Raw genomic sequence first — 17,315 nt, forward strand, 5'->3', positions numbered from 1 at the left:
ATACATGCTGTTGTTCAAGGCTCCATGCAAAGACTGCGTAAAAATATAGGACAAAGTCTTGTTCGGAGCCAAATTTAGATTGATTTAGGCTGAAATATTTTAGTGCAGACTTTGCTTCATAGATTTACAGATTAAATGTAGATGGGGGCAATAGTTATGAAATATGAAAAAGCACAAAATATATTGCCACAACATATTATTGAATTAATTCAACAATATGTTGATGGTGGTTATCTATATATACCTAGGAAAAGCGAGAGTAAAAAATCCTGGGGGGAGAATAGTGGTATAAAAATTAGTTTAAAGAAAAGAAATAATGAAATTTTTAATAAATATAGCAATGGAGTATCAGTTAGGGGACTTTCAAAGCAGTTTTATCTTACTGAAGATAGTATTAGAAGAATAATAAGAGGAGAAAAACGATTAATATAATTGAAAAGGGTATTTTTATATTATGTATTTTTGTGATATAAAAACGCCCTTTTTGATTTGTTTAAAAACAGACAAGTTTATTACAGAATTATTCATGAACTAGATAAAGCAGGAGAAATGATGCTATAATCTTATCGTAGGGTTGGGGTCGTGAACTCTATAATAAAAGGAGTTGAGGAAAATGAAGCAAGAACCTAATCATAAAAAAATTTATCCTAGAACAAATGATTTCAATACAGTTTATTTAAAAAATGTAATAAATAACTCAAATATAATCGTTGATGATTTTACAATGTACAACGACTTTAATAATGATCCAAAGGATTTTGAGAAGAAAAATGTTTTGTATCATTATCCTTATGTTAATAACGATAATCTTATTATAGGAAAATATTGCTCTATTGCCTGTGGAGCAAAGTTTATTTTTAATAGTGCAAATCATGCACTAAAATCATTGTCCACATATCCATTTTCTATTTTTCGAGAAGAGTGGGATGACACAATGAATGTTTGTGAAGCCTGGGATAATAAGGGTGATATTGTAATTGGAAATGATGTTTGGATTGGATTTGAAGCTGTCATTATGTCGGGAGTGCATATTGGTGATGGGGCAATTATTGGAACAAGAGCTTTAGTAACAAAAGATGTACCACCATATGCTATAGTTGGTGGAATTCCAGCCCAAATTATTAGGAAGCGATTTGAAGATTCAGTTATAGAGGATTTACTTAAAATTCAGTGGTGGAATTGGAGTACTGAAAAAATATCCGAAAAGCTAACTGCTATTAAAAGTGGAGATATAGTAGCATTAAAAGAATAAACTATTTATATTTCAAGGAGAAAAAATTAAAATGATAAAACAAAATTTAAAAATAGAAAATATCGCCGCAATTTTGTGGGGGGACAAATCAGATAAATTATTCGTAGTAGTGCATGGTGATATGTCAAATAAGGCAGACGACTTTATTGTTGTATTTGCAGAAGAAGCAACAGAAAGAGGTTATCAAGTGATTAGTTTTGATTTGCCTGAACATGGTGAACGGAAGTTTCAAAATTATCCATGTAAGGTTCAAAAGTGTGTTAAAGATCTCGGTACTATTATGCGTTATGCAAATTCAGTATAAAATAATATAAGTGTTTTTGCTAGCAGTATGGGAGCATATTTTAGTCTACTTACATATAGTGATGAGCCACTACAAAAGTGTTTGTTTCTTTCTCCAGTAGTAAATATGGAATGTATCATAAATAATATGATGACATGCTTTAATGTAAGCGAGGAGAGATTAAAACTAGAAAAGGAAATTTCAATACCTAATGGACATATACTTTATTGGGATTATTACTGTTATGTAAAAGAACACCCTATTGTCGTTTGGGAGAAACCAACTTCAATTCTCTACGGTTCAGAAGATAATTTATGTGAGGTTGATGAGATATCTGCATTTGTAAAATGTTTCAATTGTGATTTGCAAATAATGGAGCATGGGGAACATTATTTTCATACCGAAGAACAACTGAAATTTTTTAGACAATGGCTGAAGAATCATATATATGCTAGGTGATATAGAATTAATATATAAGAATTAGAATGAAGTTATAAAAGTATTAAACGGAAAAACCTCACTTTAAGTAGCTATGGAGAACCGTACCATAAATAAATGAGAAAACTAGCCTAAGTGATTGATATTACTTGGGTATAGCTAAAATTATAGGGTGAGAGTTGACAATGTCACTAATTAGTGATAAATTTAATGCATGAAAGATATAAAAAATATAAAAGATATAATTAATGAAAATAAATTGACATTATCTACACTAATTACATTTACGAGAGCCGAACATACTATCCATAAAAAAGAATTAGAAAATATAAAGTTAAGTGGGCTGACCAGTGCTCAGTTTGGAGTCTTAGAAGCATTATATAATAAAGGTGATTTAAGAATATATGAGATTATAGAAAAAATATTAACCACATCTGGAAATATAACTGTTGTTATAAAAAATTTAGAAAAGGATGGATTAGTAAAAAAGAATTTAGACCCTGAAGATAAAAGATCTACTATAATATCAATAACAGATAAGGGTAAAAAAATTATTGAAGATATTTTACCAAATCATATTAATAATATTAGTGAGATTTTTAATGTTCTAACTGACGAAGACAAAATTACTTTGAAAAATATCTTGAAAAAATTTAAGAATATATAAAAAGAAAAAAAATTTACATATATATAACTAATTAGTGATATATAATGATTTTAAATAAATAGCACTAAAATTAAAAATAGAAAGGAAGAATATTAATGAAAAATTTTAGAACAATAGAAAACATATTCAAAGGACCAGAATCACATATGGTTGGAGATGGATTTAAAGTATCGCAATATTTACCAGTAGGCATAAAGGATATTGAGCGTTTATCTCCATTTTTATTATTAGACTATCATGCGCCACACCATTATGAACCATCATCAACTAGACTAGGTGTTGGGGCCCATCCTCATCGTGGTTTTGAAACTGTAACAATTGCTTATGATGGAAAAGTTGAACATCATGATAATAAAGGAAATCATGGAATTATAGGACCTGGTGATGTCCAATGGATGACTGCTGCATCAGGAATTATGCATAAGGAATATCATGAAACGGAATTTAGTAAAAATGGTGGAATTCTACACATGATTCAACTTTGGGTTAATCTTCCTAAGGATAAGAAAATGATAGAACCCAGATACCAAGCTTTATTAAAAGAAGATATGGGAACTTTTAAGCTTGATGATAATCAAGGAGAAGTTAGCATTATTGCTGGAGAGTTTCAGGGAATAAACGGTCCAGCTAGTACTTTTACTAATATAAACATCTATAACATAAATTTAAAGAATTATGGGAAAGTTATACTAAGAGAATCAGGTAATTTTAATACAGGAATACTTGTATTAAAAGGTGAAGTTAAAATAAATGAAGATAAGATATGCAAAGAAACTGACTTTATTCTATTTGATAACATTGAGGGTAACATTTCAGTTCAATCAATTACTGAAGAAGCTTTATTTATTGTACTAAGTGGAGAACCAATAAATGAGCCTATTGCTTCATATGGACCATTTGTTATGAATACAGTAGAAGAAATAGATGAAGCATACGAAGATTTTAGAAATAATAAATTTGGAACAGAAAACTTCTAAAGGTACTATTAATAAATAATAAAAATTAAAGGATAGTAAGAGTGATAAGCAAAATATTATATATTAAGGCAAACATTAAAAATGAAGGAGAATCAAGAACTATATTGGGGTTCTTTGGTATTAATGATATAGAGACTATAGCAATAGAAAATGTAGATGTTATAGGTGCAGATGTTCATGGCAAGATAGAAGATGGAATAAAAAAAGCTAATTTGATTGCACAGAAATTTTAAATGTATATTGAAAGAAAAACAAGTAGATTCGCAGAACCACCAGTAGTTTTACCTAGTCCACTAGACTATGTAATAAAACCAAATAAACCATCAATGAAAAAGAATCCCGACACTATGGAAAACCTACAAGAATTAGTTAAATTAATTTCTTAAGAAGACATTATGTCGAATGATTCTAACTTCTTCAGATATGACGGCGAAAATCAACTTGCGGTAACATCTAAGAACTATGACGTTTGTCAGACAATAATGATGCAAGGAGATATGACTAAAAATCCAATAGGCGATAAAGTTATAAAAAGTATATTAAATGATATTGTTGGAGGAATAGATGCTACAGAAATGTATTCCGCTTTACTAAAGTATAATGCAGAGGGCAATACAGACAGTATAACTGCAAAATATCTAAATTATCGCCTAACTACAAGCAGAGGTCATCAATACCAAATAAGAAATGATGGAGACCAATCGTATTTAGACATTAAATAAACAAACAAAAAAAAGCCGTGATAGGCTTATTTTTTTTGTTGAACTAGATAATCCGTAAATTTAAATTTCCACCGTAGGCTAGTCTACGGTGTGCATAGGTACAATTGGGCAATGCGGTCTTTATTGTCAATTCAAAGCAGTTATAATTGCCCCTAAACCATTGTTCTACCAAAATATCATTGATGTTTTTTAAAAATACTAAATATTATATATAAATATTATATATAAATATTATATATAAATAATATTTTCCAATTTGCAAGTATATACTGTTCCAGCGAATAAGTGGGCAGTATTTACTGCAAGAGGTAGTTTGAACGGTAAAGAGCATCAAATTAATGCACTGTGGACAAGAATAACAACGGAATGGTTCCCTACTTGCGGCTACAAAAGAGTTGCTGATTATGATCTTGAGGTTTACGGCACTGGCCACACAAATTCTGATGATTATACTCGTGAAATATGGATTCCTATAAATAAAAAATAAAAAATAAAAAATTGTTGATTTTAGACTTGAAAATTACTACAAGAAATGAATAGCTCTTAAATATCGTAATATTCAGAATTTTACGGTTTTTTAATCTGAAATATTCATTAATGATAAATTTGCAATAAATAATGGGAAATGCATTACCTCAAGGAGTATAAGCCTAAATTCTATATTATCGACACGTAATAATATAGAAAAAAAGTCTATGTTATACCAGTTACGGTGAACGTTACCATAAGTATGCGGGTTATAGTATTAGGCGTTGATATAACTTGTCTAAGGCTATTTTTATAAGTGAAAATACCGTATCATAATTTAAATAAATTACAGAAATAGTAGCTATCCAATTGAAACTGGAGCTGCTATTTTTTTAGACTTTTTTATATGTAACACTATTAATGTTAATAGTGTTATTAAGAATTATCATGCCTGAAATAGAAACAGTAAAACGTCGTTACTATTTTGTAAGTTTACAATGAATTAATCCAGACAAATTAAAGCACAAAAAGACAGAACTAAGATTCTATCTTCTGATATACTTTAGTGAAGGTAAGAAGTTAGGAGATAATTAAGGTTATTATAGGGAGGGCATATTAGATGGGAGATTATTATAAAATTAGGGGAAAAGATATATATACTGAAATTCTTGGAGAGGATTCATCACCAGTATTATTATTTATTCATGGGGGGCCCGGTGGAATTGGTGTTGCAGATTTTATTCAATATCAGGGGGATAGATTATCAAAGAAATTTCAAATTATAGCTCCAGAGCAAAGGGGAGTATGGAGATCGGAGGCTATTTTAGATGAAGAACATATTTCGATAGAAGATATTATTGAAGACTTTGAAGAATTAAGAAAAAAATTACATATAAATAAATGGTCACTACTTAGTCACTCATTTGGTGGGTATATTGCTGTTCTTTATGCTAATTTATACCCTGATTCTATTGAATATATGATATATGAATGTCCGTCTTTTGATTTTTCACTTTCAGAGCGTTCTATGCTAAAGGCAGCAGCAAATGAATTGGGTAAATTAGGAAATGATATTTTGGCAGGAGAATATTTTAAAGAATTGAAAGATATTACAGATTACAAAGAAATTAATAAACTTCTTATGAAGGCATTAAATGAGATTGGAGAGAACTGTAATAACTTTATGTGGTTTGGAAATGATAAGCAAATAATCGAAAAAATAGCGATGAATACTAAAGATGGTGGAAACTTATGGCGTAAATCTACCAATACAAGAATGAAATTACTAAAGGATTGGCGAGTATATAATGATGTATTTACTGAATTATCAAATGTAAATAAGTCTTCTTTATTAATTAAAAGTAAATATGATCCAATAACTTGTGAAGTGCAAACACAAGAATTTATGAATCGAGTTCAAGACAAACAAGTGGTTACATTTGATTTTGCTGGTCATTATGCTAGAATTGAAGAACCTAATAAGTATTGTGAAGTTATAACAAATTATATATATAAGAAAATGAAATAAGTGTGATATTATAATGAGTTTGAAAGGAGAGGAGAAAGTTGGAAACAATCACATTGCTTAACAATACACTTGAATATATTGAAAGAAATTTGGATGCAGTACTTAATATAGATGACATATCAAAAGTTGCATGTTCATCACGATATCACTTTCAGCGTGTCTTTTATGCATTAACAGGATTTACAGTAACTCAATATATAAGAAATCGCAGACTTACTCTTGCCGCGGAAGAGTTGGTCGCAACAGATAAAAGAGTAATTGATATAGCATTGAAATATGGTTATGAAAATCCAGAAGCATTTACTAAAGCTTTTAAAAGACTGCATGGAATATCACCATCAGCTTTAAAAAAACTTGATGGAAAAATTAAAGCTTTTACCAAAATCTCTTTTCAAATATCAATAAAGGGAGAATGTGAAATTATTTATAGAATAGTTGAAAAGGGAGATTTTAAAGTATTTGGTGCAGGATTTGTAACAACGACGGTTAATGATGCTGCGTATGAGGAGATACCAAAATTTATTAATAAGATTTCTAAAAATGGAATACATGATAGGATAAATGGACTTCTAGGAAATTCCAAAGGCACTTTGTTAAATGGATTTCATTATGGGTTTGAAGAAGATGGAACAAGAAAATATATAATGGGAGCTGAACAGTTCGAAGAAGATGTACCAGCTGAATTTACTATACTAGAGGTACCAAAACTTACATGGGCAGTATTTGAAGGTAATGGAGCTGTGCCCAATAATTTGATTATACAAGATATTTGGAGACGTATATATTCAGAATGGTTTCCTTCTTCTGGATTTGAACAAGCGGAGGGTCCATGTATTGAAAAAAACTTTTGGAATGACGAAAAACAGAGTGGATATAGATGCGAAGTATGGATTCCTATAAGGAGAAAATAGATTAATTAATATAATATATTTATAGCATATTCATAGTATACAACTTAGAAAAAGTCTACGTTATACCCGGTATGGTGAACCGGACCATAAGTAAATAAATAATTAGAAATAAAGATTGATATTTTTATAAATAGTGAATAAATTTGAATATAAATAATTAGATAAACTAGTAGCTGTTATATATGGCTACTAGTTTTTTATTAGCAATAAAATCAATAATAAACAAACTTAATAACAAAAAGTTTGTTTATATATAGACAAAATACCAAAACAGGCATAGAATAAATATAGAGATAAATATAAAAGGGGTGTTGAGTAATATGAATGAAAATAATAAAGAATTATTTTGGGATGCAACAATTGAAGAGGTAAAGCGAGGATTTATTGAAGAGGGGGAAAGTTATAAATGTATTATTTGTGAGGAGGAATTTACAAAGGGAAGAATATATGAAATAGATTCTATGCTTTATGATGCAAAAAAGGCAACGGAATTGCATATAGAGAAAAGTCATGGTTCATCATTAGAGTATTTACTAGGTATGAATAGTACTTTTACTGGAATATCTGAGGTTCAAAGGGAGCTACTAGTATTGATAGCATCGGGGCTAACTGATAAAGAAATTGCCTTGAAAATAGGAGTTGCACATTCAACAATAAGAAATCATCGTTTTAAATTAAGAGAAAAAGAGAAACAAGCAAGATTGTTCTTAGCGATGATGGAGATCATATCTAGCGGAACAAAGAAAAAGATAAAGATATTAGAAAAGGATGCTTTATGTGATGCGCATAAAACCGCAACTATACTAGATGATAGATATAATATTACTGATAAGGAAAAAGAAAGTATCATTAAAAATTATATGGATGAAAATGGGGCAGTGAAGACATATCCAGCTAAGGAGAAAAAGAAGATAATAGTGTTAGCTGAAATAGTTAAGAATTTCTCGAAGGGAAGGAAATACTCAGAAAAAGAAATAAATAGCATGTTAAAAAGAATATATGAAGACTACGCTACTATTAGAAGAGCTCTAATAGAGTATGGATTTATTGAACGCACTAATGATTGTAGTAGTTATTGGGTAAAAGAATAATTTATCTTAGAATATTGGATGGAAGTTAAATGAAAAAAGAACTTAGGCATATCCAAATAAATTATGTTAATAGAAATATAATGTAATTGAGATTCATATACATCTGACAAATTTTAAATACTATAGTAAAATAAATGTAAAACAGAAAACTGAAAATAATTTATTTGAAAAGGAAGTATACAATGGGAAAAAACATAAAAAAAAGATATCCGAAATATCTTAAAGAATTTGAGTGTATAGGTGGAAAGTGCGAAGATAGCTGTTGTGTTGGATGGGATATAGATATTGATAAGACAACATTTAAAAAATATTATAAAGTTGAAGATAAAGAAATGAAAAGAATGTTCCAAAAAAATGTTCACAACAATGAAAATTATTCAAATGTTGATGTAGATTATGGAAAAGTAAAATTAAAAAGTGGAAAAAGGTGTCCTTTTTTAGATGAAGAAAATTATTGCGTTATTTATTCTAAGCTTGGGGAAGAATATCTTTCAAATGTTTGTACATCTTTCCCTAGAATAGTTAATAAAGTAGATGGATATTATGAAATGTCTCTTGATGTATCTTGTCCTGAAGCTGCAAGAATTCTTTTATTAAAAGAAGAAGGAATTGAATTTCAAGAAGGTGAAGATACTATAGATAAACATATAGTATCTAGTGATATTGATACTAAATCTAAAAAGTTTAATAATTCACCTGTAAAATATTTTAAAGAAATTAGAGATTTAAGTATTAAAATAATAAAAAATAGAAAACTTGATTTAAGTAAAAGACTGTATATATTAGGTGAATTTTTAAATACATTAGAACAAGAACTTAAACAAAATTATAAAAATGTACCTAGATTTATTAAAGAATATGATATAAATTCAATTAAGAATAATTATAAAAAAAATCAATCAAGTTATATTGTTCAGATGGATTTTTTCAAAAAGATGTTGGATTTATTAAATGTATTTAAATCAGTGGATAGTCTTGCTTTTAAAGAAGATACTAAGGAAATTATAGCTGGATTCAAGTTTGCGAAAGGCGAGAGTAAAGTTACAGATCCTGAATTATACATAAAAGCATTTGAAGATTATACTAAGAATTATATAAATAATAATAGCTATATTTTTGAAAATTATTTGGTGAATTTCATGTATAACAATATGTTTCCATTTTCTGAAACTGAATCAATATTTGATGGATATATTATGCTTTTAATAAGATATTCATTTATTAGATTTTATTTGGTTGGGAAATATTTAAATAATAAACAAGAGTCTAAAGAAGATATAGTTAGATTTATCCAATCTTTCTCAAAGATAATAGGACATCACAAGACTTATTTAGTTGATTTACTAAATTATATGAAAGAAAATAAACTTGATAATATAGAGTTTGCTAAAACACTTTTACCTAAATTGAAATAAAGAATCGTAAAATCAAGAATACTGATCTATTATTTATTTGAAAGTACCTTATGTAATTCAAATAAAAGAGCTACAATAAATGATTAATAAAATCGTTTATTGTAGCCCTTTTTTCTTGTTTGGAAATTAATATTTTAAAAATGTATGGATATCCATAAGTGAAAAAGAGAGTATAATATATTTTATGTTGAAATATAAAAATTGAAATTATTTTTAAATTAATCAAAGGTGGTTATTTTTATGAAGATATTAGTAATTGATGATGAAAAAAGTATTGTTAACTTAATAAGAATGAATCTAAAGCTTGAAGGCTATGAAGTAATTATAAGTATGACAGGTATGGACGCCGTGGAAAAGTTTAAGAAAGAAAAACCAGAATTAGTTATACTAGATGTTATGCTACCTGATATAAGTGGACATGAAGTCATACAAAGATTTCAGGAAATAGATAGTGAGGTCCCTGTTATAATGCTTACTGCAAATAGTCAAATAAATGATAGACTTTTAGGGCTTAAATTAGGTGCAGATGATTACATAACAAAGCCTTTTAATAGCACAGAGCTTATTTTAAGAATAAAGGCTATAACAAAAAGAATAAAGAAAAAAGATACTGAAATAAAAGCTAAAAATAATGAAATAAATATAAAAGCTATAAGAGTAGTAAAGGATGAAAGAAAGGTATTTATAGATGGAAAAGAAGTAAACACTACATATAAAGAGTTTAATACCTTACTATTAATGATGGAAAATCATAATAAGGTATTTACAAGAGAAGAACTTTTAGCGCGAATTTGGGGATATGAGTATGAAGGAAATACTAGAGCAGTTGATATTTTAATTCAAAGGCTTAGAAAAAAGTTAGGTCCCTATTCAGATAGCTTGAAGACATTGTATGGGGTAGGTTATAGACTAGAATTTTAAATGGGTTAAGGATGTGCTTTAGTGAACAGGATAAATTTAAAGATAAGAACTAAGATTATGCTGATGAATATGGGGATATTAATTCCTGTTATAATTTTTATATATATAATAACAATAAATAATCTATACAGTAATGTTATAAAAAGTGCTATAGATTTTTTAACTAAGGAAAGTTATAGTACTCAACTCTATATATCAAACTATATAGAAAAAGATAAGAAAATAGAGGCTGAAGCTAACTTTGCTAAGAAGGCTCCACTTATTAATACATATTTATCTAATAAATTGAGATTTAGAATACAAATGTATGATAAAACTGGAGAAAGTTTAGCTGATTCAGTTATGAATAGCGTTAGCCTCTATGATGAGGATATAACTAATGCTATAAAGGGCAATAAAGCTTACGTAGTAAAGAAGGTAGACGGGCATATATATGTGCTGTTTTCAAGCCCTGTACTTTTAGAAGATACTACATTAGGATGTGTACGATATGTTTATCCAGTTGATGGTGGGCAAGAACTTATAAATAATATGTTTATGATTATGGGAATTATAGGATTTATATCAATTATAATATCTTGGATTTTGAGTAAGCTTTTTTCAGGAAATATAGCAGAACCTATAAAAAAGTTGAAGGCTCTTTCGGAGAAGGTTGCAGCAGGAGAATATGAGAATAAAATAGAGATTAAAAGTGGAGATGAAATAGAGGATTTAGCGGAGACTTTTAATATAATGTCTGAAAATATAAAGACATATACAGAAACTCTAAAGGAAGAGAAGCAAAAGCAAAAGGACTTTTTGGACAATGTAACTCATGAATTTAAGACACCATTAACAGCTATAATAGGATATTCAGAATTAATACCAAGGCTAGAAGACAGGGATGATATAGAGGAGAGCTTGGATTATATAAAAAAAGAGGGAGAAAGGCTTTTAAAGTTAGTAGAGGAGCTTCTTGATTTATCAAAGCTAGGTAAAACTGAATTTAATGTAGAGATGGCCAATAATAATTTAAAGGAAGTTGTAGAGGAAACCTTAAGCATAATACAGCCAAGATTAGATAAGTATGATATAGAGGTAATAAAAGCGTTAGTTGATGTAAATTTATTTATAGATAGAGACAAAACTAAACAGGTTATTTTAAATGTCTTAGATAATGCTATAAAGTATAGCGAATGTACCAGTATTATTATAAAAATAGACATTAAGGATGACAATATAATATTAAATATTATAGATGATGGGATAGGTATAGAAAAGCAACATTTAGATAATCTTTTTCAACCTATTTATAGGATTAATAAAATAAATTGTAGAAATAAGAATGGAAATGGGTTAGGCCTTCCTATATGTAAGGAAATAATGAAGAAGCAAGAAGGAAGTATAGAGATTTATAGTGAAGAAAAAAAATGGACATCAGTAAAAATAATTTTTAAAGAATTAGTATAAGGCACTTTTAAAAATAATAGACCAATTTGATAGTCTGTTATTTTTTTCAAGTGCCTAAATCTATGAAAACGATAAATGTTACAATTGTGAAACATTTATGAAATATTTATTATAAATTGAACCTTTATTATAATAGGAGGAACAAGTAATGAAAAGGATTAATTCGAAATTTAAAATTGCAGGCATATATATGGTTATATTGCTTCTTTGTATTGTAATAACAAATCTGAATTATAGTGATTTATATAATAAAGTTACAATAATACAGGACAAAGAAGAAGTATTGAAGAAAATAAATATGTCTATACCTGTAAAAATTGAAATGTCTAATGAAAGATGGGGTGATTATGTTTTTGAGGATGAGAATTCTATAAAAAATATATGGGATTCAATAAATGAGATCACAAATGATTCTATTGGTGAAGAGAACCATATCAATAAAAATAATGAGGTTCAGATTAAGGGAACGGTATACTATTTAAACGGCATGAAGGATAACTTCGAAATAAGCAATATATTAATTTTAAATAATTATACATACTATGATAGTTACAAATTACCTATGATAAATAGCTTAAGAAATAATTTGTTAGGTTATCTGTACTCCCCTTATAATATAGGAAAATTTATGAATTCTCGTAACATAGTGACTATTGTAAACTCGGATAATCAAATTAAAAAAATAGGGAACGATGATAAGGAAAGTATAAAAAACATAATAGATAAGTCGGTAAAGCTTGAGAATGATGAAGAGATTATAGCTTTGACAACAGATAAGAAAGAAGCGCTAGCACATATAAAAATTTATATTGATGAAGAGGATGATAATCTTTTAAAGGTTAAAAGTTATAATATGGTAAATATTGATGTCTATGATAATGACTTTTTCGTTGTTCAATATATGGGTGATGAAAATGGGAGACATATATATATGAGAGGAAACCTAAAGGATATATGTGAAAATTTAGGCAACAATGATTCTAATTAACTTTTAGCTAAGGAGGACTATATATGAAATTTATAAAATTTATTTGTGCTATTTTTATGATAGTTATATCTTTAAATATGACAGCTTGTAGTAATAATCCTGAGAAAGTAACTTACAAAGATGGTTATCCTAACCTAAGAGGAAAGCACCTAGTAGTGTATGTTGCATCGCGAGACGAAGTCGGAAGAGTAATTTTAGAACTTTTTAAAGAGAAGACTGGATGTACTTATGAATATATGAGAATGCCTACACAGGAAGCTGTAGCTAGAGTTAAAGCGGAAAAAGAATATCCTAAGGCAGATATATTTATGGGGGGAACCTGTGACGCTCATGACTTAATAAAAGAGGAAAAGCTTTCAGAAAAATACACTTCCAAAAACTATGATAGTATCCAAAGTGAATATAAAGATAAACAAGGATATTGGACTGGTTTTGAAGTAGAACCCTTATCTATTGCAGTTAATAAGGATAGGTGGAACCAAGAGTTTAAGTGTAAAGGATTAGAAATTCCTAAAACCTATGAGGATTTATTAAATCCTTTGTATAAAGGTGAAATAGTAATTCCAGATCCAAACACATCTGGAACAGCTTATACAATGATAGCTTCTCTTGTGCAGAGTATGGGTGAAGAAAAAGCTGAAAAACTATTAAGGGGAATAAAAGCTAATGTGGGCAGAATTACAATAAATGGATATACTCCGGCGCAAAAGGTTGCCACAGGAGAATATCTAATAGCCATAAATTTTCTTGGAGATCAACTGTTAGTTAAGAACTCTGGTTTTAATATAGAAACTAGCGTACCCAAAAATGGTGGCTGGAATATAGATGCAATTTCAAAGATCAAAGATGGACCTAATGGTGATGTAGGAAAGTTTTTTATAGATTTTTGTACTTCTAAAGAAGTAGGGGATACTTTAACAAATATATCTAAGGGAATGTCTACTAGAGAGGATATTAAAGAGACGGAAGGTATAAACTTTTCTGATTTAGACATATATAGGGATTACGACTTTTCAAAAGCAAGTAATGACAGAGATAAGTTGATGAAGATGTGGAATAACTTAAATTAGTTTAAGTATACAATCAAATTTATTGAAATTTTTAACAACTGGAGGAAGAAAAATGAACAAAATAGTTAATTTTTTTAGTATTAACAAAAAGGGTGTATCTGTATCAATTGAAGAGCAAAGGAAGCTGTGGTTTAAGGAGTTTTTAAAAGCATTCTTTGTTCTAATTGCTGTATATGCTAGCATGTACTTAATTAGAAACAATCTTAAAGCAGGACAACCTTTATTAAAGCAGGAGCTTGGATTTACTACATCAGAACTTGGATATATAGGTTTTGGGTTTTCTATAACATATGCTATAGGAAAAACTCTTTTAGGTTATTTTATTGATGGTAAAAATGCAAAACGTATAATGTCAATATTATTAGTTATGTCAGCCACAATGGTATTTGGAATTGGAATTCTTTTATTATCGGGTAGGAAACCTACTGGAGCTATACTAATATTATGGGGATTAAGTGGATTTTTCCAAGCACCAGGTGGACCAAGTTCTTATTCTACAATTACTAGATGGACACCATCTAAAAAAAGAGGAAGATACTTAGGTATCTGGAATATGTCACATAATATTGGTGGAGGATTAGCAGGTATGCTAGCATTATGGGGGGCTAATACATTCTTCCATGGTAAAGTAGCAGGTATGTTTATAGTTCCAGCTATAGTAGCAGCAATGGTTGGTATAGCTGTTTTATTCATTGGTAAAGACGAGCCTGAAGAATTAGGCTGGAATTCAGCAGAAGAAATATTTGATGAGGTTATAGTTGAAACTAATCCAGAATTAGAAACAATGACTAAATTTGAAATATTTAGAAAATATGTTTTAAGAAATCCTTGGATTTGGGTTTTATGTGTATCTAACGTTTTTGTTTATATAGTGCGTATAGGTATAGATAACTGGGCGCCCTTATATGTTACAGAACAATTACACTTTGCAATGGGTGATGCAGTAAATACAATATTCTACTTTGAAATGGGAGCACTTGTAGGTAGCTTTACATGGGGATTTATATCTGACTTATTAAATGGAAGAAGAGCAATAGTTGCAGTATTCTGCTTAATATTAACTTCTTTTGCTGTATTAGGATATAGATATGCAACAAGTGTTACAATGGTAAATGTTTCATTATTTATTCTTGGAGTATTAATATTTGGACCTCAATTATTAATAGGTATATCACTTGTAGGATTTGCCCCTAAGAGGTCAATTGCAGTTGCTAATGGATTAAGTGGTACATTTGGATACTTATTTGGAGATTCTACAGCCAAGGTTATATTAGCTAAAATAGCAGATCCTAAATCATCAGGTGTAAATATAGCTGGTATAAATCTTCATGGATGGAACGACGTATTTATAGTATTCTATGTTGCGCTGTTTATGGGAGTTATCCTTCTTTCCTTTGTTGCTTATGCTGAAGAGATGAAGATAAGAGCTGCGAAAAAGAAGGAAGGTAAATGTGAATGTGAAGTTTTAGCTGCATAATATAAGAGGTGTCTAAAATAGAAATTAAATTTCTATTTTAGACACCTCATTTTTTGTTATACTTTAAAATATTACTTCTTTACTAGTGAAGAAAAGTTTTGTAGAATGTTTATAAGGCATCATAAAATAAATCAAGTTATAAAAAGATGTTTGGTGAATATTGTAGTTATTAATTATAAACAATAATACATAGTCTATAATTAATAATATAGAAAATATAAGGAATTAACGTGCAGATTACGGTATATAATAGGGAGATGTAAAAATGGCAGTTACAATAAAAGATGTTGCAAGAGAAGCAGGAGTTGCTACATCTACAGTATCTAGGGTTTTATCAAATAGTAATAAGATAAGTGAAGAGAAAAAGCAACAGGTAAATGAGGTTATTAAAAGGCTAAACTACACTCCAAATATTATAGCTAGAGGTTTAGCTAATAATAAAACAAGAATTTTAGCGGTTGTATTAGCAGATGTAGCTGAAAATTTATTTGAGAATCCATTTTTTATTCAGGCTATGAAGGGAATAAGTATTTGCGCTCAGAAAGAAAATTATTATATAATGTATGCATTTAAAGAAGAAGGCTCAAATGATAATGATTGGATAAAGAAATTTACGGAGAGTAATCTTGTAGATGGATTATGTTTGCTGAAGGTAACAGATGATGATGAGTGTATAAGTTACTTAAAGGATATAAATGCAAATTTTGTTGTAATAGGTAGGCCAAAAGAGCCTAATACTATGTTGTGGGTAGATAATGATAATTATAAAGCCATGGAAGATCTTGTTGAAGGGCTAATAGAAAAAGGTCATAAAAATATCGGATTTATAGGTGCTAAAGAAGATTTGAATTTTTCAAAGGATAGATTGAGTGGGTATAAACAAGGGTTGAATACTGCAAATATCCCAATAATAGAGGATCTTGTTGTTGAACAAAGTGATTTTACTGAAGAACTTGGATATACGGCAACTATAAAAATATTGGATAAAATGATACCAACAGCTTTAGTGGCTACTGATGATTTAATGGCATTTGGGATACAAAGAGCTTTAGGGGAAAAGGGTCTTAATAACATAGCAGTTGCTAGTTTTAATAATAGCCCATTAGCAAAGTATCAAACTCCTCCATTAGCATCCGTGGATATTAATGCAGAAAAATTAGGATATTATGCTACAAAGCTTTTAATAGATAAATTAGAAAATAGAGAATTAGATAAGAAATATTATATTATTGAAACTGAATTAATAGAGAGGGAATCTATTAGGCATAGTAAAATCAATAAATAACTAATCAAAGAGTAGTGGAAGTTTTTGTGCTATACAAGGAAGCTAATAATCTAGTATTAGCTAATTTTAGAGGTAAAGTATAGTGCAAAAAAATTAATGATTAGACCCGTAAGATATAGGATTGAGAAGTTTTTTCAAAATTAGGCAAACGGTTGCACAAAAAAGAGAGCATGATAAAGATATATAAAGGTAATTAAAAAAAAAGTTGGAAATTTGCCCGAAAATCAAGTAAAGGTTTTTTGTAAAAGTTTACGAAAGATGATATATTGAATATATTAGATAAAGACATTAATAAACGAAGGTCAATAGGAATGAAAAATAAGTACTAATATATGCATAAAAAACTGTATATATATTTTTTTATAATTTAAGC

18 protein-coding genes and 1 pseudogene are annotated in these 17,315 nt (G+C 28.9%); all 19 read left to right on the forward strand.

The features are described from left to right. The first annotated feature begins 156 nt into the window (after positions 1-156). The 19 genes and pseudogenes from J1C67_RS08240 to J1C67_RS08330 all read left to right on the forward strand — a co-directional run bounded on the left by J1C67_RS08240 (position 157) and on the right by J1C67_RS08330 (position 16,942). Positions 157-432 carry a CD3324 family protein gene (locus J1C67_RS08240; protein WP_167865916.1) on the forward strand — a complete coding sequence of 92 codons (276 nt, stop codon included), beginning with the start codon at positions 157-159 and terminating at the stop codon, positions 430-432. Between the two features lie 181 nt (positions 433-613). Further along, the gene (locus J1C67_RS08245; RefSeq protein ID WP_167865915.1) at positions 614-1,252 is read left to right on the forward strand and encodes a CatB-related O-acetyltransferase; all 639 of its coding nucleotides are present in this window, start codon (positions 614-616) and stop codon (positions 1,250-1,252) included. A gap of 31 nt (positions 1,253-1,283) precedes the next feature. Further along, positions 1,284-1,994: pseudogene (locus J1C67_RS08250) on the forward strand (alpha/beta hydrolase). A gap of 193 nt (positions 1,995-2,187) precedes the next feature. Further along, on the forward strand, positions 2,188-2,640 hold the full coding sequence (locus J1C67_RS08255) for a MarR family winged helix-turn-helix transcriptional regulator (RefSeq protein WP_207713860.1): 453 nt from the start codon (positions 2,188-2,190) through the stop codon (positions 2,638-2,640). Between the two features lie 95 nt (positions 2,641-2,735). After that, complete coding sequence (locus J1C67_RS08260) at positions 2,736-3,617, forward strand: pirin family protein (RefSeq protein WP_167865914.1); 882 nt, start codon at positions 2,736-2,738, stop codon at positions 3,615-3,617. Positions 3,618-3,658: 41 nt separating this feature from the next. After that, a complete protein-coding gene (locus J1C67_RS08265) occupies positions 3,659-3,850 on the forward strand; it encodes an NADPH-dependent FMN reductase family protein (protein WP_167865913.1) in 192 nt (63 codons plus the stop codon). Beyond that, positions 3,851-4,003, forward strand: coding sequence for a hypothetical protein (locus J1C67_RS08270; protein WP_167865912.1), 153 nt, complete (start codon positions 3,851-3,853; stop codon positions 4,001-4,003). Between the two features lie 9 nt (positions 4,004-4,012). Beyond that, positions 4,013-4,339 (forward strand): hypothetical protein, encoded by a 327-nt coding sequence (locus J1C67_RS08275; protein ID WP_167865911.1) that lies wholly within the window; start codon positions 4,013-4,015, stop codon positions 4,337-4,339. Between the two features lie 256 nt (positions 4,340-4,595). Next, positions 4,596-4,826: a GyrI-like domain-containing protein gene (locus tag J1C67_RS08280; protein ID WP_167865910.1), complete on the forward strand. Its 231-nt coding sequence runs from the start codon at positions 4,596-4,598 to the stop codon at positions 4,824-4,826. Positions 4,827-5,426: 600 nt separating this feature from the next. Continuing rightward, positions 5,427-6,335: an alpha/beta fold hydrolase gene (locus J1C67_RS08285; RefSeq protein WP_167865909.1), complete on the forward strand. Its 909-nt coding sequence runs from the start codon at positions 5,427-5,429 to the stop codon at positions 6,333-6,335. A 38-nt stretch (positions 6,336-6,373) separates the two neighbouring features. Beyond that, on the forward strand, positions 6,374-7,246 hold the full coding sequence (locus tag J1C67_RS08290; RefSeq protein ID WP_207253579.1) for an AraC family transcriptional regulator: 873 nt from the start codon (positions 6,374-6,376) through the stop codon (positions 7,244-7,246). A gap of 320 nt (positions 7,247-7,566) precedes the next feature. Next, the gene (locus tag J1C67_RS08295) at positions 7,567-8,337 is read left to right on the forward strand and encodes a DUF2087 domain-containing protein (RefSeq protein ID WP_167865908.1); all 771 of its coding nucleotides are present in this window, start codon (positions 7,567-7,569) and stop codon (positions 8,335-8,337) included. Between the two features lie 182 nt (positions 8,338-8,519). Next, positions 8,520-9,752 carry a flagellin lysine-N-methylase gene (gene fliB, locus J1C67_RS08300; RefSeq protein WP_167865907.1) on the forward strand — a complete coding sequence of 411 codons (1,233 nt, stop codon included), beginning with the start codon at positions 8,520-8,522 and terminating at the stop codon, positions 9,750-9,752. A gap of 240 nt (positions 9,753-9,992) precedes the next feature. Continuing rightward, a complete protein-coding gene (locus tag J1C67_RS08305; RefSeq protein WP_089967002.1) occupies positions 9,993-10,673 on the forward strand; it encodes a response regulator transcription factor in 681 nt (226 codons plus the stop codon). Between the two features lie 21 nt (positions 10,674-10,694). Beyond that, positions 10,695-12,122 carry a sensor histidine kinase gene (locus J1C67_RS08310; protein WP_479927567.1) on the forward strand — a complete coding sequence of 476 codons (1,428 nt, stop codon included), beginning with the start codon at positions 10,695-10,697 and terminating at the stop codon, positions 12,120-12,122. A gap of 148 nt (positions 12,123-12,270) precedes the next feature. Further along, entirely contained in the window at positions 12,271-13,110 is an 840-nt protein-coding gene (locus J1C67_RS08315) for a DUF3919 family protein (protein WP_167865906.1), read from the forward strand. Positions 13,111-13,133: 23 nt separating this feature from the next. Then, positions 13,134-14,180, forward strand: coding sequence for an ABC transporter substrate-binding protein (locus J1C67_RS08320; protein WP_167865905.1), 1,047 nt, complete (start codon positions 13,134-13,136; stop codon positions 14,178-14,180). Between the two features lie 52 nt (positions 14,181-14,232). Next, positions 14,233-15,657, forward strand: a complete 1,425-nt coding sequence (uhpT, locus tag J1C67_RS08325; protein WP_167865904.1) for a hexose-6-phosphate:phosphate antiporter — start codon at positions 14,233-14,235, stop codon at positions 15,655-15,657. A 265-nt stretch (positions 15,658-15,922) separates the two neighbouring features. Next, positions 15,923-16,942: a LacI family DNA-binding transcriptional regulator gene (locus J1C67_RS08330; protein WP_167865903.1), complete on the forward strand. Its 1,020-nt coding sequence runs from the start codon at positions 15,923-15,925 to the stop codon at positions 16,940-16,942. Positions 16,943-17,315: the final 373 nt, after the last annotated feature.

Origin of the sequence: Clostridium gasigenes (assembly GCF_017348895.1) — a bacterium.
GTDB classification, from domain to species: domain Bacteria; phylum Bacillota; class Clostridia; order Clostridiales; family Clostridiaceae; genus Clostridium; species Clostridium gasigenes.